The sequence below is a fragment of the Streptomyces nidicola genome (genome assembly GCF_050106155.1).
In the GTDB taxonomy this organism is placed as follows: domain Bacteria; phylum Actinomycetota; class Actinomycetes; order Streptomycetales; family Streptomycetaceae; genus Streptomyces.
Genome location: NZ_JBNBPI010000001.1, coordinates 3,401,593 through 3,422,515 on the forward strand (window position 1 = coordinate 3,401,593; position 20,923 = coordinate 3,422,515).

12 protein-coding genes and 3 rRNA genes are annotated in these 20,923 nt (G+C 66.4%); 7 read left to right on the top strand and 8 right to left on the bottom strand.

Annotated elements, in window-relative coordinates; all coding sequences use genetic code 11:
* Positions 1–32: 32 nt before the first annotated feature.
* From treS to glgB, 3 genes are all read left to right on the top strand, one after another.
* Positions 33–1,745 (top strand): maltose alpha-D-glucosyltransferase, encoded by a 1,713-nt coding sequence (gene treS / locus ACOKM3_RS15385; RefSeq protein WP_426900840.1) that lies wholly within the window; start codon positions 33–35, stop codon positions 1,743–1,745.
* A gap of 54 nt (positions 1,746–1,799) precedes the next feature.
* On the top strand, positions 1,800–3,161 hold the full coding sequence (locus tag ACOKM3_RS15390; protein ID WP_426900842.1) for a maltokinase N-terminal cap-like domain-containing protein: 1,362 nt from the start codon (positions 1,800–1,802) through the stop codon (positions 3,159–3,161).
* Between the two features lie 220 nt (positions 3,162–3,381).
* Positions 3,382–5,604: a 1,4-alpha-glucan branching enzyme gene (glgB, locus tag ACOKM3_RS15395; RefSeq protein WP_426900844.1), complete on the top strand. Its 2,223-nt coding sequence runs from the start codon at positions 3,382–3,384 to the stop codon at positions 5,602–5,604.
* 75 nt (positions 5,605–5,679) lie between these two features.
* Here glgB and ACOKM3_RS15400 read toward each other — a convergent pair whose 3' ends face one another.
* The 4 genes from ACOKM3_RS15400 to ACOKM3_RS15415 form a co-directional block, all read right to left on the bottom strand.
* Positions 5,680–7,923 carry a HelD family protein gene (locus tag ACOKM3_RS15400; RefSeq protein ID WP_426906800.1) on the bottom strand — a complete coding sequence of 748 codons (2,244 nt, stop codon included), beginning with the start codon at positions 7,921–7,923 and terminating at the stop codon, positions 5,680–5,682.
* Positions 7,924–8,067: 144 nt separating this feature from the next.
* A complete protein-coding gene (gene trxA / locus ACOKM3_RS15405) occupies positions 8,068–8,388 on the bottom strand; it encodes a thioredoxin (protein ID WP_426900846.1) in 321 nt (106 codons plus the stop codon).
* A 5-nt stretch (positions 8,389–8,393) separates the two neighbouring features.
* Positions 8,394–8,801, bottom strand: a complete 408-nt coding sequence (locus tag ACOKM3_RS15410; protein WP_426900848.1) for a MerR family transcriptional regulator — start codon at positions 8,799–8,801, stop codon at positions 8,394–8,396.
* 29 nt (positions 8,802–8,830) lie between these two features.
* Complete coding sequence (locus ACOKM3_RS15415) at positions 8,831–9,160, bottom strand: hypothetical protein (protein ID WP_426900850.1); 330 nt, start codon at positions 9,158–9,160, stop codon at positions 8,831–8,833.
* Between the two features lie 176 nt (positions 9,161–9,336).
* Between ACOKM3_RS15415 and ACOKM3_RS15420 the strand changes: the two genes are divergently transcribed.
* Both ACOKM3_RS15420 and ACOKM3_RS15425 read left to right on the top strand, forming a co-directional pair.
* Positions 9,337–10,218: an AraC family transcriptional regulator gene (locus tag ACOKM3_RS15420; RefSeq protein WP_426900852.1), complete on the top strand. Its 882-nt coding sequence runs from the start codon at positions 9,337–9,339 to the stop codon at positions 10,216–10,218.
* A gap of 34 nt (positions 10,219–10,252) precedes the next feature.
* Positions 10,253–11,059 (top strand): maleylpyruvate isomerase N-terminal domain-containing protein, encoded by an 807-nt coding sequence (locus ACOKM3_RS15425; protein WP_426900854.1) that lies wholly within the window; start codon positions 10,253–10,255, stop codon positions 11,057–11,059.
* 64 nt (positions 11,060–11,123) lie between these two features.
* Here the strand turns inward: ACOKM3_RS15425 and rrf are convergent.
* The 4 genes from rrf to ACOKM3_RS15445 form a co-directional block, all read right to left on the bottom strand.
* Positions 11,124–11,240 (bottom strand): 5S ribosomal RNA (gene rrf / locus ACOKM3_RS15430).
* A gap of 89 nt (positions 11,241–11,329) precedes the next feature.
* A 23S ribosomal RNA gene (locus tag ACOKM3_RS15435) occupies positions 11,330–14,453 on the bottom strand.
* A 315-nt stretch (positions 14,454–14,768) separates the two neighbouring features.
* A 16S ribosomal RNA gene (locus tag ACOKM3_RS15440) occupies positions 14,769–16,294 on the bottom strand.
* Together the 16S, 23S and 5S rRNA genes form the textbook arrangement of a ribosomal RNA operon.
* A 651-nt stretch (positions 16,295–16,945) precedes the next feature.
* Positions 16,946–18,343: a cation:dicarboxylate symporter family transporter gene (locus ACOKM3_RS15445; protein ID WP_426900856.1), complete on the bottom strand. Its 1,398-nt coding sequence runs from the start codon at positions 18,341–18,343 to the stop codon at positions 16,946–16,948.
* 143 nt (positions 18,344–18,486) lie between these two features.
* Here ACOKM3_RS15445 and ACOKM3_RS15450 point away from each other — a divergent pair, with 143 nt between their 5' ends.
* Together ACOKM3_RS15450 and ACOKM3_RS15455 are read left to right on the top strand one after the other, a co-directional pair.
* Positions 18,487–20,229, top strand: coding sequence for a sensor histidine kinase (locus tag ACOKM3_RS15450; protein ID WP_426900858.1), 1,743 nt, complete (start codon positions 18,487–18,489; stop codon positions 20,227–20,229).
* A complete protein-coding gene (locus ACOKM3_RS15455) occupies positions 20,226–20,906 on the top strand; it encodes a response regulator (protein WP_426900860.1) in 681 nt (226 codons plus the stop codon). The genes ACOKM3_RS15450 and ACOKM3_RS15455 overlap by 4 nt, the downstream gene beginning before the upstream one ends.
* Positions 20,907–20,923 lie beyond the last annotated feature (17 nt).

Genomic DNA, 20,923 nt, shown 5'->3' on the forward strand with positions numbered 1-20,923 from the left:
CGGGACATGGGATTCGGAGGGTCACCCACACCATGATGATGAATGAGCCCGTCCCGGACACCTTCGAGGACACCCCTGCGAAGGACCGGGACCCTGATTGGTTCAAGCGCGCGGTCTTCTACGAGGTCCTGGTCCGTTCCTTCCAGGACAGCAACGGGGACGGCGTCGGCGACCTCAAGGGCATCACGGCGAAACTGGACTATCTCCAGTGGCTGGGCGTCGACTGCCTCTGGCTGCCACCGTTCTTCAAGTCACCACTCAGGGACGGCGGTTACGACGTCTCGGACTACACGTCGGTGCTCCCGGAGTTCGGTGACCTGGCCGACTTCGTGGAGTTCGTGGACGCGGCCCATCAGCGCGGGATGCGCGTGATCATCGACTTCGTGATGAACCACACCAGTGATCAGCACGAGTGGTTCCAGCAGTCCCGCTCCGACCCGGACGGGCCGTACGGCGACTACTACGTGTGGGCCGACGACGACAAGCAGTACGAGGACGCCCGCATCATCTTCGTGGACACCGAGGCCTCGAACTGGACGTTCGACCCGGTACGCAAGCAGTACTACTGGCACCGCTTCTTCTCCCACCAGCCCGACCTCAACTACGAGAACGCGGCCGTCCAGGAGGAGATCCTGGCCGCCCTGCGCTTCTGGCTCGACCTCGGGATCGACGGCTTCCGCCTGGACGCGGTCCCCTACCTCTACGCCGAGGAAGGCACCAACTGCGAGAACCTCCCGGCCACCCACGAGATGCTCAAACGGGTCCGCAAAGAGATCGACTCCCAGTACCCGGACGTGGTGCTGCTCGCGGAGGCCAACCAGTGGCCGGAGGACGTCGTCGACTACTTCGGCGCCCCCGACACCGGCGGCGACGAATGCCACATGGCGTTCCACTTCCCCGTCATGCCACGGATCTTCATGGCGGTGCGCCGCGAATCGCGCTACCCGGTCTCGGAGATCCTGGCCAAGACCCCGCCGATCCCGTCGGGCTGCCAGTGGGGCATCTTCCTGCGCAACCACGACGAGCTGACCCTCGAAATGGTCACGGACGAAGAACGCGACTACATGTACGCGGAGTACGCCAAGGACCCGCGGATGCGCGCCAACATCGGCATCCGCCGCCGCCTGGCCCCCTTGCTGGACAACGACCGCAACCAGATCGAACTGTTCACCGCACTCCTCCTCTCCCTGCCCGGCACGCCGATCCTCTACTACGGCGACGAGATCGGCATGGGTGACAACATCTGGCTCGGCGACCGCGACGCGGTGCGCACCCCGATGCAGTGGACCCCCGACCGCAACGCGGGCTTCTCCTCCTGCGATCCGGGCCGTCTCTTCCTGCCCACGATCATGGACCCGGTCTACGGCTACCAGGTCACGAACGTGGAGGCGTCGATGTCCTCCCCGTCGTCCCTGCTGCACTGGACCCGCCGGATGATCGAGATCCGCAAACAGAACCCGGCCTTCGGCCTCGGCTCCTACACCGAACTCCCCTCCTCCAACCCCGCGGTACTCGCCTTCCTGCGCGAGGCCCCCGCGAGCGAGGACGGAGCAGACGACCTGGTCCTGTGCGTGCACAACTTCTCCCGCTTCGCGCAGCCCACCGAACTCGACCTCCAGTCGTTCAACGGACGGCACCCGGTGGAACTGATCGGCGGGGTGCGCTTCCCGGCCATCGGCGAACTGCCGTACTTGCTGACGCTGGCGGGGCACGGCTTCTACTGGTTCCGCCTCCGCAAGGACTGACGACGACACACCTGGGCACTCTCCACGAATACATCCGGGAAAGGACACGACGCCATGTCGGAAGCCGCAACCCGGCCCGCCGCCCCGACGGCCGGAGAATCCGAACTGCTCACGTCGCTCGATCCGTTGCTGCGCGAATGGCTGCCGCGCCAGCGCTGGTTCGCCGGCAAGGGCCGTCCGGTCACCGGCTTCACCCTGGACGCCGTCACCGAACTGCTGCCGGACGCCGCGCTGTTGCACCTCCTCGTCCGCGCCCACCAGCCACCGGCCGACGAGGAGGGACCCGGCGACCGCTACCAGCTACTCATCGGCACCGCAGAGGCCGCGGCCCCGCACCTCGCGCCCGCGGTGATCGGTCACATCACGCAGGGACCGCTGGCGGGCCGCACCGCGTACGAGGCGCTCCAGGACCCACGCCACAGCGCCGTCCTCCTCGAACGGCTCCGAATACCCGGGACGCTCGGCGCCCTCCGCTTCCACCGCGGGCCGCACGGCGAGGTGCCGCGCGATCTCGCACCCCGCCCGCTGACCGCGGAACAGTCCAACTCCTCGGTCGTGTACGGCGACACGCTCATAGCCAAGCTGTTCCGCCGGGTCGTCCCCGGCCTCAACCCGGACCTCGAACTGCCGCTGGCGCTGGCCCGCGAAGGCTGCGACCGGGTGCCCGCGCCCGTCGCCTGGTTCGAGACGGCCGGGACGCAGCACAGGGAGCCCTCGACCCTCGGCGTCGTCCAGCCCTTCCTCAAGGGCGCGGCCGACGGCTGGGACCTCGCCCTCAAGCACGTCACCAACCAGCAGGACTTCACGGCGCAGGCCCGCGACCTCGGCCGCGCCACCGCCGAGGTGCACACGGCGCTCGCCCGCGCGCTGCCCACGGTCACGTACACCCGCGCCCACATCGAGCAGCTCGCCGGGTCGATGACGCGCCGCCTGGAGACGACGGCCCAGCAGGTCCCGGCCCTGCTCCCCTACGTGGACAGCCTCCGCACGGCCTTCGAGGCACTCGCCCGGCTCGGCGCCGAGGGCCGCACCTGGAAGGCCCAGCGGGTCCACGGCGACCTGCACCTGGGCCAGTGCCTGCGTGAGCCGTCCGGCACCTGGAAGCTGATCGACTTCGAGGGCGAACCGTCCCGCCCCCTCGCGGAACGCCGCCTGCCGCACCCCGTCCACCGCGACATCGCCGGCATGCTCCGCTCCTTCGACTACGCCTCCCCTCAAGGCGACTGGTCCCTCTCCTGCCGCGCCGCGTACTGCACCGGCTACGCGGAGACGGCAGGCACCGACCCCCGCACGGCCCCGGTCCTCCTCCGCGCCTACGAAACCGACAAGGCCATCTACGAGGCCCTGTACGAGGCCCGCCACAGGCCGGACTGGCTGGAGGTTCCCCTAACAGCACTAAGGCGATTGGCCTCTTAGGGGCGCGGGGAACTGCGCAATCTTTTGGGGGGCGAGGGGGCGCAGCCCCCAGGCTTTGGGGGGCAAGGGGGCGCAGCCCCCAGGGTTCGGGACGGGAAGGGGAGGAGGGGGCGACCCACTGGGGGCGCGGGGAACTGCGCAAACCCAGCCACACGCAAACCGCACAGCACAACGCAACGAGACCCGGCACACGAGATGGCCACCCAAGGAGGCCCCCACCGTGACCCGCCGCCCAACCCCGCCAACGCCCTCACCCACACCCCCGTCCCCCATCCCCGCGGACGACCGCACCCGGCTGCTGACCGCAACCCACCACAACCCCCACGGAGTGCTCGGCGCACACCCCACCCACGCCGGCATCGCCTTCCGCACCTGGCGCCCCTACGCCCAGCACGTCACCGTCACCACCCCGGAGGGCCTGCACGCCGAACTCCACGACGACGGCGACGGCTTCTTCACCGCCCTGCTCCAACTCCGCGAGGTACCACCCTCGTACGAGCTGGAGATCACCTACGCCGAGACGACCCAGCGGATCGCCGACGCCTACGCCCTGCTCCCCTCCCTCGGCGACCTCGACCTGCACCTGATCAACGAGGGCCGCCACGAACAGCTCTGGAAGGCGCTCGGCGCGCACCCCATGGAGCACCAGGGCATCCAAGGGACCCGCTTCACGGTGTGGGCGCCCAACGCCCGGGGCGTCCGCGTCGTCGGCACCTTCAACTACTGGGACGGCGCGGCCCACAGCATGCGCTCGCTCGGCTCATCGGGCGTCTGGGAACTCTTCGTCCCCGACATCGGCGAGGGCGAGCTCTACAAGTTCGAGATCACCCGCCCCGACGGCAGCAAGACGATGCGCGCCGACCCGTTGGCCACCCGCACCGAGGTGCCCCCGGCCAACTCCTCGGTGGTGCACGCCTCCTACTACACGTGGGGTGACGAGGCCTGGCTGGAACAGCGCACGGCCCGTCCCGTCCACGAAGCCCCCTTCTCCGTCTACGAGGTGCACCTGCCGTCCTGGCGCCCGGGCCTCACCTACCGCCAGCTCGCCGACCAACTCCCCGTCTATGTCCAGGACTTGGGCTTCACGCACGTCGAACTCCTGCCCGTGGCCGAGCACCCCTTCGGCGGCTCCTGGGGCTACCAGGTCACCGGCTTCTACGCGCCGACGGCCCGCCTGGGCAGCCCCGACGACTTCAAGCACCTGATCGACCGGCTCCACCAGGCCGGCATCGGCGTCCTGATGGACTGGGTCCCCGCCCACTTCCCGCGCGACGACTGGGCACTGGCGGAATTCGACGGCCGCACGCTCTACGAACACGAGGACCCGCTGCGCGCCGCGCACCCCGACTGGGGCACCCTCGAATTCGACTACGGCCGCAAGGAGGTCCGCAACTTCCTGGTGGCGAACGCCCTTTACTGGTGCCAGGAGTTCCACATCGACGGCCTGCGGGTCGATGCGGTCGCCTCGATGCTCTACCTCGACTACTCGCGCGAGGAGGGCCAGTGGACGCCGAACCAGTTCGGCGGCCGCGAGAACCTCGACGCCGTCGCCTTCCTCCAGGAGATGAACGCCACCCTCTACCGCGAGGTGCCGGGCGTGGTCACGATCGCCGAGGAGTCGACGGCCTGGGACGGCGTCACCCGCGCCACCCACCACATCGGCCCCGGCGGCTTCGGCGGCCTCGGTTTCGGGCTGAAGTGGAACATGGGCTGGATGCACGACTCGCTGGACTACATGAGCCACGAGCCGGTGCACCGCAAGTTCCACCACAACGAGATGACGTTCTCGATGGTGTACGCCTACAGCGAGAACTACGTGCTGCCCATCTCCCACGACGAGGTCGTGCACGGCAAGAAGTCCCTGGTCTCCAAGATGCCCGGCGACTGGTGGCAACAACGCGCCAACCAGCGCGCCTACCTGGGCTTCATGTGGGCCCACCCCGGCAAGCAACTCCTCTTCATGGGCCAGGAGTTCGCCCAGGGCGCCGAATGGTCCGAGGCACACGGCCCCGACTGGTGGCTGCTCGACCCCGCGTACGGCGCCGAGCCCGACCACCGGGGCGTACGGGACCTCACCCGCGACCTCAACAAGATCTACCGCGCGACCCCGGCCCTCTGGGAACGGGACACCGACCCGGCCGGCTTCTCCTGGATCACGGGTGACGCGGCCGAGGACAACGTCTTCGCGTTCCTCCGCCACGCCGCGGACGGCACCCCGCTCCTGTCGGTCTCGAACTTCTCCCCGGTGGTCCGCCACGACTACCGTCTCGCCGTCCCCGACGACGTACCCGCCTGGCACGAAATCCTCAACACGGACAACGCCCGCTACGGAGGCGGCGACATCACCAACCGCGACCCACTGAAGCCGACCCCCGAAGGCCTCCACGTGACGCTGCCACCACTGGCAACGCTATGGCTCGCTTCCAGCCCCTCCGGCGTTTGAGGAGCGGGGTCCGGGGCGGAGCCCCGGTTTCGGGAAGGGGCGGGGTGGGGTGGGGAAATCAACCCGCCCCCCCCTCTACCGCAACGCCTCCCCCAACGCCCCCGGCAGGCCGGCACCCCCATACACAACCCCCAAATCCTGCGTGGCCCTCGTCAGCGCCACATACAGATCACTCACCCCGAACTCCCCGGGCTCGACCACGATCACCCGGTCGAACTCAAGCCCCTTGGCCTGCCGTGGGTCAAGCAGCACAAGATGCCGCGTGAGATCAGGCTCACCGACCTCCACCCCGGGAAGCCGCGCAGCCAACGCCCCACACAGCCGCCGCGGCGCAATCACCGCGAGCCGCCCCTCCTCAGGAGTCCGCTCGACCGCCGCCTTGGCAGCAGCCTCCACCACGTCGTCCGCCCGCAGCACCCACGGCCGCTCCCCGGTCGACCGCACGGACGACGGCGGCTCGTACCCCGGATACGTGTCCCGCAGCACGGCAGCCGCGACGTCCATGACCTCGGACGGAGTCCGGTAGTTCACCCCGAGCCGAGTGTGCTCGAACCGATCCTCCACGTACGGCGCGAGAATATCGGCCCAGGCCCCGACGCTCCCCTCCTCCGAGGTCTGCGCGGGATCCCCGACCAGCGTCATCGACCGCGTCGGCGACCGCCGCATCAGCAGCCGCCACGCCATCGGCGACAGCTCCTGCGCCTCGTCGACGATGATGTGCCCGAACGCCCAGGTCCGGTCCGCGGCGGCCCGCTCCGCGGCGCTGCGGTGGTCCTCCTCCTCGTACCAGCCGGCGACCCGGTCCGCGTCCACGATGTCGTGCGCGGCGAGCACCTCGGACTCGTCCTCGTCCTCGAACTCGTACGTCTCCGAGCCCTTGGACAGGTCGAGCACGCCCTGCGCGTACGCGATCCGCTCCTGCCGCGCCGCTTCCTGGGCGGCCCGCTCGGCGCTGTCGTCGTACCCGAGCAGCTCGGCGGCCTCGTCGAGCAACGGCACGTCCCCGACCGTCCATTCATCGGCGGTCGACGAGGTGCGCCGCACGGCGTCCGCATCCTCCTCCGACACATGGGTGGGCTCGGCCAGATAGTCCGCGAGGAACCCCTGCGGAGTCAGCTGCGGCCACAACTCCTCGATGGCCGCGTGCACTTCGGCACTCGAAGCGACGGCCTTCCCGAGCTGGGCGATGTCGTCGGGCCCGAGGAAGTTCGGCCCGCCGTACGGGTCGGCACCGATCCGCTCGGTGAGCTGTTCGGTGAGCGCGTCGATGATCCGGAACGCGAAGTGCGGCCGGGCCAGGTTGTGCGGCAGCTTGGTGTCACGGGCCGCCTGCCGGGCCTCGTAGGCGATCTCCCAGTCAAGAATGAGATCACCGTCGTCGTGCGGAATCACCAGCGGGGCGCCGGGCTCCGGCAACTGCTGCCGGTCCTCGATCGCCAGCGCGAGACTCTCGGCCATGTCCGCCGAGCCCTTCACGGTGGCCGCGCGCGGCGTGTCCTTGAGCGTGGCGTGCACGCCGGGGAACAGCTCCCCCACCGTCGACAGCAGCACCCCGGTCTCGCCGAGCCCCGGCAGCACCTCCCCGATGTACTTCAGGAACGCCGGGTTCGGGCCGACGATCAGCACGGCCCGCTTGGCGAGCAGCTCCCGCTGCTCGTACAGCAGGAACGCGGCGCGGTGCAGCGCCACGGCCGTCTTTCCGGTGCCGGGCCCGCCCTCGACGACGAGCACGCCCTGGTGCGGGTGGCGGATGATGCGGTCCTGCTCGGCCTGGATCGTCTGCACGATGTCGCCCATGCGGCCGGTACGCGCCGAGTTCAGGGCGGCGAGCAGCACGGCGTCGCCGGTCGGGTCCTCGTAGCCGGTGCGCTCCGCGTCGTCGAGGTCGAGGATCTCGTCGTGCAGCTCGGTGACCGTGCGCCCGTCGAACGTGAGATGGCGGCGCCGGCGAAGCCCCATCGGCGTATGCCCTGTGGCGAGATAGAAAGGCCGGGCGACGGGGGCCCGCCAGTCGATCAGCATCGGCGTGCGCTCGGAGTCGTCGGCGCGAATTCCGATACGGCCGATGTGGTGCGCCACACCGAGTTCTTGATCGTCGTCGCCCTTGAGGTCAATTCGACCGAAGCAGAGCGAACCCTCGACCGCATTCAACGCGGCGAGCAGCCCCGAACGCTCGACGACCAACAGGTCCCGCTCGAGGAGGGCCTGCTGACCGGTCCCCACCGGGGTGATCGCATCCCGGACGGAGTCCGCGGCGACGCCACGCAGTTCATCGACGCGCCTGTAGAGCGCGTCGATGTATTCCTGCTCTTTCTGCAATTCCAGGCTGTCCCGGCTTGACAAAACAACTCCCTGCCCGGTACCGTGGTGTTTGTTGGCCCCCATTGAGGGGCCTTTTCTGTGGGCACACAGAAACACCGAATATACCCCGGGCGGGGCTCAATTCCAAGCGCCGGGAATTCCTCAGAGCGCTTCGCTCAACTCCTCGAGCAGCCGCCGCTTCGGCCGGGCGCCGACCCGTGACCACACCGGCTCGCCGCCCTTGAAGACCATCAGAGTCGGCATGGACATCACTCCGTACTTCACGGCCGTGTCCGGATTGACGTCGACGTCGATCGCCACGACGTCGAGGCGCTCCCGCTCCTCCTCCGCCACCGCCTTCAGCACCGGCGCCAGCTGCTTGCACGGCCCGCACCACTCGGCCGTGAACTCCACGAGCACCGGCCGGTCGGCCTTGACGACCTGCTCCTCGAAGTCCGCGTCGGCCACATCCCGAAACGCCATCGTGATCACTCCCCTAGTTCGCAGCGCGGCACGGAGTCCTGCTCCGCGGCCAGCGCCTCCATGGCCCGCTCGGCACGCGCCAACTGCGCACCGACCTTCTCCCGTACGGCACTCAACTCACCGATCAACGCATCGAGTTCGGCCACCTTGCCGCGATACACGGCGAGCGACGCAGGACACGAGTCGCCCTCCGGATGACCGGCCCGCAGACACTCCACGAACGGCCGGGTCTCCTCCAGCTCGAACCCGAAGTCCTGCAGCGTGCGGATCTGCCGCAGGGCCCGCAGGTCCTCCTCGTCGTACGTCCGGTAGCCGTTGCCACCGCGCCGCGCGGGCAGCAGCCCGCGCGACTCGTAGTACCTGAGCGCCCGCGTCGTCGTACCGGCGCGGGCGGCGAGCTCTCCGATGCGCATGGGGAAGACGTTAGACCTTGCCGCTGACGTCAAGGCCAGTCGACGAGTGCGAGGTACAGCACGAACGCGGCCACGACGGCGAACGGCGCCGCGACCGAGAACCCCCGCCTGCGGGCCATGAACCGCTCCTCCCACGGCAGCAGCCAGGCCGTGGCGAGCGTGAGCAGCGCGACGGTCAGCCCCCAGCCGAACACGGTGAACGCCCGCTCCGTACCAGCCTCGAAGCGCACGGCCGCCGCGGTCACATACGCGAGCAACGCGACGGGCAGCGTGACCACACTGGACACCAGCGGGGCGACCCACGTACGGGGACGCGGCGCGGCCGGTGCGACGGAGTCGTCCACGAGTTCGGAGATCATGTCCCCATCCAAGGCGGACAGCCGTTCCCCTACCTGAGTGCGCGTACTCAGCTCACATACTCAGCTCCTCCGGCCGGCACAGCCGACTTGATCGGGCACAGGATGTCGGGTCCGCCCATGTGCACCGCGCCTAGCGTTCAAGACGTCAACAGCAGGAACCGGAAGGAGGGGTCGGGTTGCTGGACCGGCTCAACCAGGTCATGGACCACATCGAGCAGCGCCTCGACGAGCCCCTGGACATCGCGGAGCTGGCGCGCATCGCCACCACGTCCGAGTACCACCTGCGCCGGATGTTCTCGGCGCTCGCGGGCATGCCGCTGTCGGAGTACGTCCGGCGGCGCCGGCTCACGGTGGCGGGCGCCGAGGTCCTCGCCGACCGGGAGCCGCTCCTGACCATCGCCGTGCGCTACGGGTACGGCTCGGGCGAGGCGTTCGCCCGGGCATTCCGTGCCCTGCACGGCGTCGGCCCCGGCGAGGCCCGCCGAACCAAACCGGCACTGGTCTCCCAGCCCCGCCTCTCCTTCCGGCTCACCGTCGAAGGGAACAGCAGCATGCGCTACCGCGTAGTGGACCGCCCCGACTTCAGCGTCGTCGGCCCGAAAGCCCGGGTCCCCCTGGTGTACTCGGGCCCGAACCAGGCGATCATCGACTTCGTCCGGTCCGTCCCGCCCGAAACCGTCTCGGCCCTGGAGCAGCTCTCGAAGGACTCCGGCGAGGACCCGGAGGGCATCGTCGCGGTCTGCGACGACCTGGACCCCGGCCGCGCCGAGGGCAGCCAACTCGACTACTACCACGGGGTGGTGGCAGGACCGGACGCCCCGGCCCCCGAGGGCGCCACCGCCCTCCCCGTCCCCGCCGGCACCTGGGCGGTCTTCACCACCTCGGGCCCGGCCCCGGAGGCCATCCAGGCACTCTGGGCGACGGTGTACGCGGAGTGGTTCCCCGCCAACCCGTACCGCACCCGCCCCGGCCCGGAGATCCTGCGTACGCGCATGTCGCCGGACGGCAGGACGGCGGACGCGGAACTGTGGCTGCCGGTGGAGCGCGACCAGCCCTGAGCCGTTTGTCAGTGGCAGCCGCTACGTTGCGTCCATGACCCACGACGCAAGCACACCGCTGCCGGTCCCCCGGTATCTCGACTGCCTGGCCGCCGACTTCGAGCGGCTGAGGGCCGCCGCCACGCCGGCCCCGACGGCACAGGTGCCGAGCTGCCCCGACTGGACCGCCACCGACCTGGTGCGCCACGTCGGGCAGGTCTACGCCCACAAGACGCAGGCCGTACTGGCGGCCACTCCGGGCACCGAACCGGAGTGGCCGCCGAAGGGCACTGCGGAGGAAGAGCCTTTCGCCCTCCTGGACCGCGCCTACGCCGAACTGCGGACGGCCCTCACAACACACGCTCCGGAGGATCCGTCGGGCACGTGGTACGCCCCGGACCAGACCGTCGGCTTCTGGATCCGCCGCATGGCGCAGGAGACGGTCATCCACCGCATCGACGCCGAACTCGCGGCGGACGGCCCGGTCTCCCCCGTCCCGGACGACCTCGCCATCGACGGCATCGACGAACTTCTGAAGGTGTTCACCGCATACGCGGTCACCGAGTGGTCCGACTTTTTCCGGGAGCCACTGGCCGCGTCTCCGGGCCGGACGTGCGAGGTACGCGCGGAGGGCGGGAAGTCCACGACGTGGCGTATCCGTACGGGGCCCGATCCCGCCTTCACGGTCGAGGCCGGCACGGCCATCGGCTCCCCGCACGCCATCCTGAGCGGCACACCTGAGGCACTGCTCCGCGATCTGTGGAACCGCGGGGGCCCTGACGAGGCCTCACAGGTGCGGGTCACTGGAGCTCCTGAGGCGGTCGCGGAATTGCGGGCGTGCCTCCGGATTTCCACGCAGTAGACAACGCCTGAAACGCAGAAAAGCCCCGGACCGTATCCCGGTCCGGGGCTTTTCTCTAAAATTAGTTCGGCGGCGTCCTACTCTCCCACAGGGTCCCCCCTGCAGTACCATCGGCGCTGTGAGGCTTAGCTTCCGGGTTCGGAATGTAACCGGGCGTTTCCCTCACGCTATGACCACCGAAACACTATGAAACTGTCAACCGGAGCCGTAGCCAATCGGCTTCGACGGTTGTTCATGGTTTCAGAACCAACACAGTGGACGCGAGCAACTGAGGACAAGCCCTCGGCCTATTAGTACCGGTCACCTCCACACCTTACGGTGCTTCCAGATCCGGCCTATCAACCCAGTCGTCTACTGGGAGCCTTAACCCCTCAAAGGGGGTGGGAATACTCATCTCGAAGCAGGCTTCCCGCTTAGATGCTTTCAGCGGTTATCCTTTCCGAACGTAGCCAACCAGCCATGCCCTTGGCAGGACAACTGGCACACCAGAGGTTCGTCCGTCCCGGTCCTCTCGTACTAGGGACAGCCCTTCTCAATATTCCTACGCGCACAGAGGATAGGGACCGAACTGTCTCACGACGTTCTAAACCCAGCTCGCGTACCGCTTTAATGGGCGAACAGCCCAACCCTTGGGACCGACTCCAGCCCCAGGATGCGACGAGCCGACATCGAGGTGCCAAACCATCCCGTCGATATGGACTCTTGGGGAAGATCAGCCTGTTATCCCCGGGGTACCTTTTATCCGTTGAGCGACGGCGCTTCCACAAGCCACCGCCGGATCACTAGTCCCGACTTTCGTCCCTGCTCGACCCGTCGGTCTCACAGTCAAGCTCCCTTGTGCACTTACACTCAACACCTGATTACCAACCAGGCTGAGGGAACCTTTGGGCGCCTCCGTTACTCTTTGGGAGGCAACCGCCCCAGTTAAACTACCCATCAGACACTGTCCCTGATCCGGATCACGGACCCAGGTTAGACATCCAGCACGACCAGAGTGGTATTTCAACGACGACTCCACAACCACTGGCGTGGCCGCTTCACAGTCTCCCACCTATCCTACACAAGCCGAACCGAACACCAATATCAAACTGTAGTAAAGGTCCCGGGGTCTTTCCGTCCTTCTGCGCGAAACGAGCATCTTTACTCGTAGTGCAATTTCACCGGGCCTATGGTTGAGACAGTCGAGAAGTCGTTACGCCATTCGTGCAGGTCGGAACTTACCCGACAAGGAATTTCGCTACCTTAGGATGGTTATAGTTACCACCGCCGTTTACTGGCGCTTAAGTTCTCAGCTTCGCCACACCGAAATGTGACTAACCGGTCCCCTTAACGTTCCAGCACCGGGCAGGCGTCAGTCCGTATACATCGCCTTACGGCTTCGCACGGACCTGTGTTTTTAGTAAACAGTCGCTTCTCGCTGGTCTCTGCGGCCACCCCCAGCTCATGGAGCAAGTCCAATCACCAGTGATGGCCCCCCTTCTCCCGAAGTTACGGGGGCATTTTGCCGAGTTCCTTAACCATAGTTCACCCGAACGCCTCGGTATTCTCTACCTGACCACCTGAGTCGGTTTAGGGTACGGGCCGCCATGAAACTCGCTAGAGGCTTTTCTCGACAGCATAGGATCATCCACTTCACCACAATCGGCTCGGCATCAGGTCTCAGCCTTGTGTGCGACGGATTTACCTACCGCACGGCCTACACCCTTACCCCGGGACTACCATCGCCCGGGCTGGACTACCTTCCTGCGTCACCCCATCGCTCACCTACTACCAGCTTGGGCCGGCGGCTCCACCACTTTCCATTCCCCGAAGGGTCCGGAACGGCTTCACGGCCTTAGCATCACTGGATTCGATGTTTTTCGCGTCACAGCGGGTACCGGAATATCAACCGGTTATCCATCGACTACGCCTGTCGGCCTCGCCTTAGGTCCCGACTTACCCTGGGCAGATCAGCTTGACCCAGGAACCCTTAGTCAATCGGCGCACACGTTTCTCACGTGTGTATCGCTACTCATGCCTGCATTCTCACTCGTGAACCGTCCACAACTACCTTCCGGTGCTGCTTCACCCGGCACACGACGCTCCCCTACCCATCACAGCCGCCGTTGGGCGTATATGCTGCAATGACACGACTTCGGCGGTACGCTTGAGCCCCGCTACATTGTCGGCGCGGAATCACTTGACCAGTGAGCTATTACGCACTCTTTCAAGGGTGGCTGCTTCTAAGCCAACCTCCTGGTTGTCTCTGCGACTCCACATCCTTTCCCACTTAGCGTACGCTTAGGGGCCTTAGTCGATGCTCTGGGCTGTTTCCCTCTCGACCATGGAGCTTATCCCCCACAGTCTCACTGCCGTGCTCTCACTTACCGGCATTCGGAGTTTGGCTAAGGTCAGTAACCCGGTAGGGCCCATCGCCTATCCAGTGCTCTACCTCCGGCAAGAAACACACGACGCTGCACCTAAATGCATTTCGGGGAGAACCAGCTATCACGGAGTTTGATTGGCCTTTCACCCCTAACCACAGGTCATCCCCCAGGTTTTCAACCCTGGTGGGTTCGGTCCTCCACGAAGTCTTACCTCCGCTTCAACCTGCCCATGGCTAGATCACTCCGCTTCGGGTCTTGAGCGCGCTACTAAATCGCCCTATTCGGACTCGCTTTCGCTACGGCTTCCCCACACGGGTTAACCTCGCAACACACCGCAAACTCGCAGGCTCATTCTTCAAAAGGCACGCAGTCACGACGCAAGGAACAAGTTCCTTGCGCGACGCTCCCACGGCTTGTAGGCACACGGTTTCAGGTACTATTTCACTCCGCTCCCGCGGTACTTTTCACCATTCCCTCACGGTACTATCCGCTATCGGTCACCAGGGAATATTTAGGCTTAACGGGTGGTCCCGCCAGATTCACACAGGATTTCTCGGGCCCCGTGCTACTTGGGTGTCTCTCAAACGAGCCGCTGATGTTTCGACTACGGGGGTCTTACCCTCTACGCCGGACCTTTCGCATGTCCTTCGCCTACATCAACGGTTTCTTACTCGTCTTACGGCCGGCAGACCGTAAAAGAGAGATCCCACAACCCCGTACACGCAACCCCTGCCGGGTCTCACACGTATACGGTTTGGCCTCATCCAGTTTCGCTCGCCACTACTCCCGGAATCACGGTTGTTTTCTCTTCCTGCGGGTACTGAGATGTTTCACTTCCCCGCGTTCCCTCCACACTGCCTATATATTCAGCAGCGGGTGACAGCCCATGACGACTGCCGGGTTTCCCCATTCGGAAACCCCCGGATCAAAGCCTGGTTGACGACTCCCCGGGGACTATCGTGGCCTCCCACGTCCTTCATCGGTTCCTGGTGCCAAGGCATCCACCGTGCGCCCTTAAAAACTTGGCCACAGATGCTCGCGTCCACTGTGCAGTTCTCAAACAACGACCAACCACCCATCACCCCGAACCCTTCGGTTCGAGTGCACTGGGGCCGGCACTGAAGGCGACCATACGGCCGTACCTTCAGACACCCAACAGCGTGCCCGACACCCTCGCCACTCGTGATCAGCTTTCCACGCTCTAAAGAGCAGTACTTACAGCCCGAGATGACTGACGGTGCCGAATAATCAACGTTCCACCCATGAGCAACCACCGTCGAACGTTTGCCGACGTAGTGGCCTCTGACCGTGTCCCGAAGGACTCGGTAAGAAGTGCTCCTTAGAAAGGAGGTGATCCAGCCGCACCTTCCGGTACGGCTACCTTGTTACGACTTCGTCCCAATCGCCAGTCCCACCTTCGACAGCTCCCTCCCACAAGGGGTTGGGCCACCGGCTTCGGGTGTTACCGACTTTCGTGACGTGACGGGCGGTGTGTACAAGGCCCGGGAACGTATTCACCGCAGCAATGCTGATCTGCGATTACTAGCAACTCCAACTTCATGGGGTCGAGTTGCAGACCCCAATCCGAACTGAGACCGACTTTTTGAGATTCGCTCCACCTTGCGGTATCGCAGCTCATTGTATCGGCCATTGTAGCACGTGTGCAGCCCAAGACATAAGGGGCATGATGACTTGACGTCGTCCCCACCTTCCTCCGAGTTGACCCCGGCGGTCTCCTGTGAGTCCCCATCACCCCGAAGGGCATGCTGGCAACACAGAACAAGGGTTGCGCTCGTTGCGGGACTTAACCCAACATCTCACGACACGAGCTGACGACAGCCATGCACCACCTGTACACCGACCACAAGGGGGCGCCCATCTCTGGACGTTTCCGGTGTATGTCAAGCCTTGGTAAGGTTCTTCGCGTTGCGTCGAATTAAGCCACATGCTCCGCTGCTTGTGCGGGCCCCCGTCAATTCCTTTGAGTTTTAGCCTTGCGGCCGTACTCCCCAGGCGGGGCACTTAATGCGTTAGCTGCGGCGCGGACAACGTGGAATGTTGCCCACACCTAGTGCCCACCGTTTACGGCGTGGACTACCAGGGTATCTAATCCTGTTCGCTCCCCACGCTTTCGCTCCTCAGCGTCAGTAATGGCCCAGAGATCCGCCTTCGCCACCGGTGTTCCTCCTGATATCTGCGCATTTCACCGCTACACCAGGAATTCCGATCTCCCCTACCACACTCTAGCTAGCCCGTATCGACTGCAGACTCGGGGTTAAGCCCCGAGCTTTCACAATCGACGTGACAAGCCGCCTACGAGCTCTTTACGCCCAATAATTCCGGACAACGCTTGCGCCCTACGTATTACCGCGGCTGCTGGCACGTAGTTAGCCGGCGCTTCTTCTGCAGGTACCGTCACTTTCGCTTCTTCCCTGCTGAAAGAGGTTTACAACCCGAAGGCCGTCATCCCTCACGCGGCGTCGCTGCATCAGGCTTTCGCCCATTGTGCAATATTCCCCACTGCTGCCTCCCGTAGGAGTCTGGGCCGTGTCTCAGTCCCAGTGTGGCCGGTCGCCCTCTCAGGCCGGCTACCCGTCGTCGCCTTGGTGAGCCATTACCTCACCAACAAGCTGATAGGCCGCGGGCTCATCCTTCACCGCCGGAGCTTTTAACCCCCATCCAGGAGAATGGGAGTGTTATCCGGTATTAGACCTCGTTTCCAAGGCTTGTCCCAGAGTGAAGGGCAGATTGCCCACGTGTTACTCACCCGTTCGCCACTAATCCACCCCGAAGGGCTTCATCGTTCGACTTGCATGTGTTAAGCACGCCGCCAGCGTTCGTCCTGAGCCAGGATCAAACTCTCCGTGAATGTTTCCCCGTCATCGGGGTGACACCACGAGAGCGGAACAGTCGGAGGAATAATCCGACCGTTCACAGCGTCCTCGCTGTGCGCCTGCCGACCCGAAGGCCTGCAGGACTTTTCAAAGGAACCTCGCCCCAGCAGATGCTGGAGACGGGGTATCAACATATCTGGCGTTGATTTTTGGCACGCTGTTGAGTTCTCAAGGAACGGACGCTTCCTTTGTACTCACCCTCTCGGGCTTTCCTCCGGGCGCTTCCCTTCGGTCTTGCTGTTTTGCGTTTCCGACTCTATCAGATCGTTTTCCGATCCGTTTTCCTCGGTCCCGCTTCGCTTTCCGGCCTTTCGGCTTTCCGGCGAGTCCGACTCTATCAGATCCTTTCGGGCCTGATTCCCAGTCAGAGAGGTTTGTCTTCCCGGCTGTTGGGCCGTTCCGACGTTCCAAACTTTAGCGGATTCCCCGTCCCCGAGCGAATCGGGGGTTCGGAATTGAATTCGGGCACGCCGAATAAAACCCCGGTCGGGAGATCGTGCGGTTGGTTGGAGGTGTCGCCCTGTGGGCAACTCGAAGGACTCTACGCCACCTGCCCCCGCGGCACAAAAGCGGGGCCCGGTGCGACGCATCGCACCGGGCCCCGCTCCTACGCAGGCGCTGAGGGGTCAGGCCCCGACCGTCTCCTTTGTTCCGCCGTCACGCGGCGTCGGAACGTCCGAGTCGGTGTCGGAGGCGTCCGAGGAGGCACCGGAGTCGAGCAGCGTGCGCTCGTCGAAGGGCTGCTCGCCGGCGAGGACCCGCTTCACGCGGTCCCGGTCGACCTCGCCGGTCCACGTACCGATGAGCAGCGTGGCCACCGCGTTACCCGCGAAGTTGGTGAGGGCGCGGGCCTCGCTCATGAAGCGGTCGATGCCGATGATCAGGCCGACGCCGTCGACCAGGCCCGGCTTGTGGGACTGGAGGCCCGAGGCGAGGACGGCGATGCCGGAGCCGGAGACGCCCGCCGCGCCCTTCGACGCGATCATCATGAAGAGGAGCAGGCCGATCTGCTGGCCGACGGACATCGGCTGGTCCATGGCGTCGGAGATGAAGAGGGACGCCATGGTCAGGTAGATCATGGTGCCGTCGAGGTTGAAGGAGTATCCGGTCGGGACGGTGATGCCGACGACCGGGCGGCTCACTCCCAGGTGCTCCATCTTCGCGATCAGGCGCGGCAGCGCCGACTCGGAGGAGGAGGTCGAGAGGATCAGGAGGAACTCGCGGCCCAGGTACTTCAGCAGCATGAAGATGTTGAAGCCCGTCGCCAGGCGCAGGATCGCCGCCAGCACGATGCCGACGAACAGGGCGCAGGTGACGTAGAAGCCGATCATGATCGTGGCGAGGGCCTTGAGGGCGTCGACGCCCGTTTCCCCGATGACCGCCGCCATCGCGCCGAAGGCGCCCACCGGGGCGGCCCACATGATCATGCCGAGGACGCGGAAGACGAGCTTCTGGATGTGCTCGACGCCGCGCAGGACCGGCTCGCCGGAGCGGCCCATGGCCTGGAGGGCGAAGCCGACGAGCAGCGCGACGAGCAGGGTCTGGAGTACCGAGTCGCCGGTGAAGGCGGAGACCATCGTCGTCGGGATGATGCCGAGGATGAAGTCGACGGGGCCTTCGTTGGCCTCTTCGGCCGCCGTGTGGCCGGCGCCCTTGACCGCCTCGGTGAGGTGCATGCCGTCGCCGGGGTGCAGGAAGTTGCCGACGAGCAGGCCGATGGCGAGGGCCACGACCGACATCACGATGAAGTAGCCGAGGGCGAGGCCGCCGACCTTGCCGATCTTCGCGGCCTTCCGGACGGAGCCGACGCCCAGGACGATCGTGCAGAAGATGATGGGCGAGATCATCATCTTGATCAGGTTCACGAAGCCCGTGCCGATGGGCTTGAGTTCCTTGGCGAAGTCGGGCGCGGCGAAGCCGACTGCGATACCGAGCAGCACGGCCACGATCACCGAGATGTAGAGATAGTGAGTACGGTCCCGCTTCGCTGGTGCGGCTGGTTTCGCGGTCTCTGTATCGGCCACGGTTCCTCCTGACGACGACGTCGGCGTACCAGGTCGTGCGGCTCACGTCCTGCGAATCCTGGCGACTATCTCTCCCCCCGGTGAGGACCGTCACCCTTCCGTTCATTTAGTTCGTGCTTATACGAAGAGGCAGACTGTTCCGCATGCGTCTCCCCCGTCCCCGCAGCCTGGCGGGCCAGCTCTTCGCGATGCAGGTCGTGCTGGTGGCCGTCGTGGTGGCGGGGTGTGCGCTCTTTACGTATGTGAGTGACCGGGGGCAGGCGGAGAACAGCGCGCGGCGCCAGGCCACGGCGACGGCGCGGGCCGTCGCGGACGCGCGGTCCGTGCGGGAGGCGGCCTCGGGCGCCGTGGATCCGACCGAGTCCCTCCAGCCGTACGCGCGCGAAGTGCAGCGGCACACCGGTGTCGACTTCGTGACGATCATGGATCCGGACGGAATCCGCTGGACGCATCCCGACGAGCGGCAGATCGGGGAGCGCTACCTCGGGCACATCGGGCCCGCCTTGAAGGGGCACACGTTCTCGGAGACGTACACGGGGACGCTCGGGGCCTCGGTGCGGGTGGTCACGCCCGTGTACGACGAGGGGCGGCACCGGGTCGTCGGGCTCGTCAGCGCCGGCATCACGATCGATGTCATCACCGCTCAGGCGCAGGGGCAGGTCCTGGCCGTGGCAGGGGTCGCGCTCGCCGCGCTGGTGCTCGGGGGTATTGGTACGTACGTCATAAACGCTCGTCTACGTCGGCACACGCACGGGATGAACGCGAGCGAGCTGAGCCGGATGCACGCCTATCACCAGGCCGCGCTGCACGCGGTGCGCGAGGGGCTCGTGATGCTGGACGGGCAGCGGCGGGTCGCGCTCATCAATGACGGGGCGCGGGTGCTGCTGGGTGTCGCGGAAGGGGACGACGTCGTCGGGCGGTCCGTCGCCGAGCTCGGGCTGCCCGCGCCGCTCACCGGTGCGCTGCTGGCCGCCGAGCCGCGGGTCGACGAGGTGCATCTGACGGTCGACCGTGTGGTGGTCGTCAATACGTCGCCGGTGGCGAGCGGGGATCGGCGCGGCACGGTCGTGACTCTCAGGGACCACACCGAACTGCAGGCCGTGATGGGCGAGTTGGACTCCGAGCGGGGGTTCACGCGGGCGCTCAGGTCGCAGGCGCACGAGGCGGCGAACCGGTTGCACACCGTCGTCTCGCTGATCGAGCTGGGGCGGGCGGACGAGGCCGTGGATTTCGCGACCGCCGAGCTGGAGCTGGCGCAGGCGCTGACCGATCAGGTCGTGGGCGCGGTGCACGAGCCGGTGCTGGCCGCGCTGCTGCTCGGCAAGGCGGCGCAGGCCAATGAGCACGGTGTGGAGCTGGTGGTGTCGGCCGATACGCGGATCGACGACGGGCTGCTGCCGCAGGTGCTGCCGGCGCGTGATCTGGTCACCGTGCTGGGCAACCTCGTCGACAATGCGGTGGACGCGGCGCAGGGGTCGCCCGGTGCGCGGGTCACGGTCACGGCGCGGACCGGGGACGACGTCCTGTTGTTGCGGGTGTCGGACACGGGGCCGGGGGTCGATCCGGCGCATGTCGACTCCGTCTTCGAGCGTGGGTGGTCTACGAAGCCGAAGCCTTCCGGGGCGGGTGGGCGGGGGCTCGGGCTGGCCCTTGTGCGGCAGGCCCTTGCCCGGTGTGGTGGGGTGTTGGACCTTGGGCGGTCGGCCGAGGGCGGGGCGGAGTTCACGGTGCGGGTACCGATCATTCAAGCCCCTGCGGCGATTGAGCAGCGGGGTCCGGGGCGGAGCCCCGCGGCCGTAACCCCGTCCGGGGCCGAGGACTCGGGGCTCTGCCCCGGACCCCGCGCCTCAAACGCCGGCGGGGCTGGATACGGAGGAACCCCATGAGTGACCTCGACCGCGGCATTCGGGTGCTCGTCGTCGAAGACGACCCCGTCGCTGCGGACGCGCACGCGCTGTACGTCGGCCGGGTCCCCGGTTTCACGGCCGTGGGCAAGGTGCACTCGGCGGCGCAGGCCAGGCGGTTCCTGGACCGCAACCCCGTGGACCTGCTCCTGCTCGACCTGCACCTGCCGGACGGGCACGGGCTCTCGCTCGCCCGCTCGCTGCGCGCGGCCGGGCATCAGGCGGACGTCGTCGCGGTCACGTCCGCGCGCGATCTGGCGGTGGTCCGGGAGGGGGTGTCGCTCGGGGTCGTGCAGTACGTGCTGAAGCCGTTCACGTTCGCGACGCTGCGGGACCGTCTGGTGCGCTACGCCGAGTACCGCGCGACGACCGGCGAGGCGTCCGGGCAGGACGAGGTCGACCGGGCCATCGCGACCCTCCGCTCGCCGGCGCCCGCCGCGCTGCCCAAGGGGTTGAGCGCGCCGACCCTCGAGCGGGTCACGCACACGCTGCGTGAGGCGCCCGAGGGCCTGACGGCGGCGGCCGCCGCGGAGACGGTGGGCATCTCGCGGATCACGGCCCGACGCTATCTGGAGCACCTGGTCGACTCCGGGCGGGCCGTACGCAGTCCGCAGTACGGGCAGGTGGGGCGCCCGGAGCTCGTCTACACCTGGAAGTAACCCGGCCCGGCGAGCGG

Excerpts from the sequence above, each read along its gene's own strand:
- treS (WP_426900840.1), top strand. The coding sequence starts at position 33 with ATGATGATGAATGAGCCCGTCCCGGACACCTTCGAGGACACCCCTGCG.
- ACOKM3_RS15390 (WP_426900842.1), top strand. The coding sequence starts at position 1,800 with ATGTCGGAAGCCGCAACCCGGCCCGCCGCCCCGACGGCCGGAGAATCC.
- trxA (WP_426900846.1), bottom strand. The coding sequence starts at position 8,388 with ATGGCGTTTCGGGATGTGGCCGACGCGGACTTCGAGGAGCAGGTCGTC.
- ACOKM3_RS15410 (WP_426900848.1), bottom strand. The coding sequence starts at position 8,801 with ATGCGCATCGGAGAGCTCGCCGCCCGCGCCGGTACGACGACGCGGGCG.
- ACOKM3_RS15415 (WP_426900850.1), bottom strand. The coding sequence starts at position 9,160 with ATGATCTCCGAACTCGTGGACGACTCCGTCGCACCGGCCGCGCCGCGT.
- ACOKM3_RS15425 (WP_426900854.1), top strand. The coding sequence starts at position 10,253 with ATGACCCACGACGCAAGCACACCGCTGCCGGTCCCCCGGTATCTCGAC.
- ACOKM3_RS15450 (WP_426900858.1), top strand. The coding sequence starts at position 18,487 with ATGCGTCTCCCCCGTCCCCGCAGCCTGGCGGGCCAGCTCTTCGCGATG.
- ACOKM3_RS15455 (WP_426900860.1), top strand. The coding sequence starts at position 20,226 with ATGAGTGACCTCGACCGCGGCATTCGGGTGCTCGTCGTCGAAGACGAC.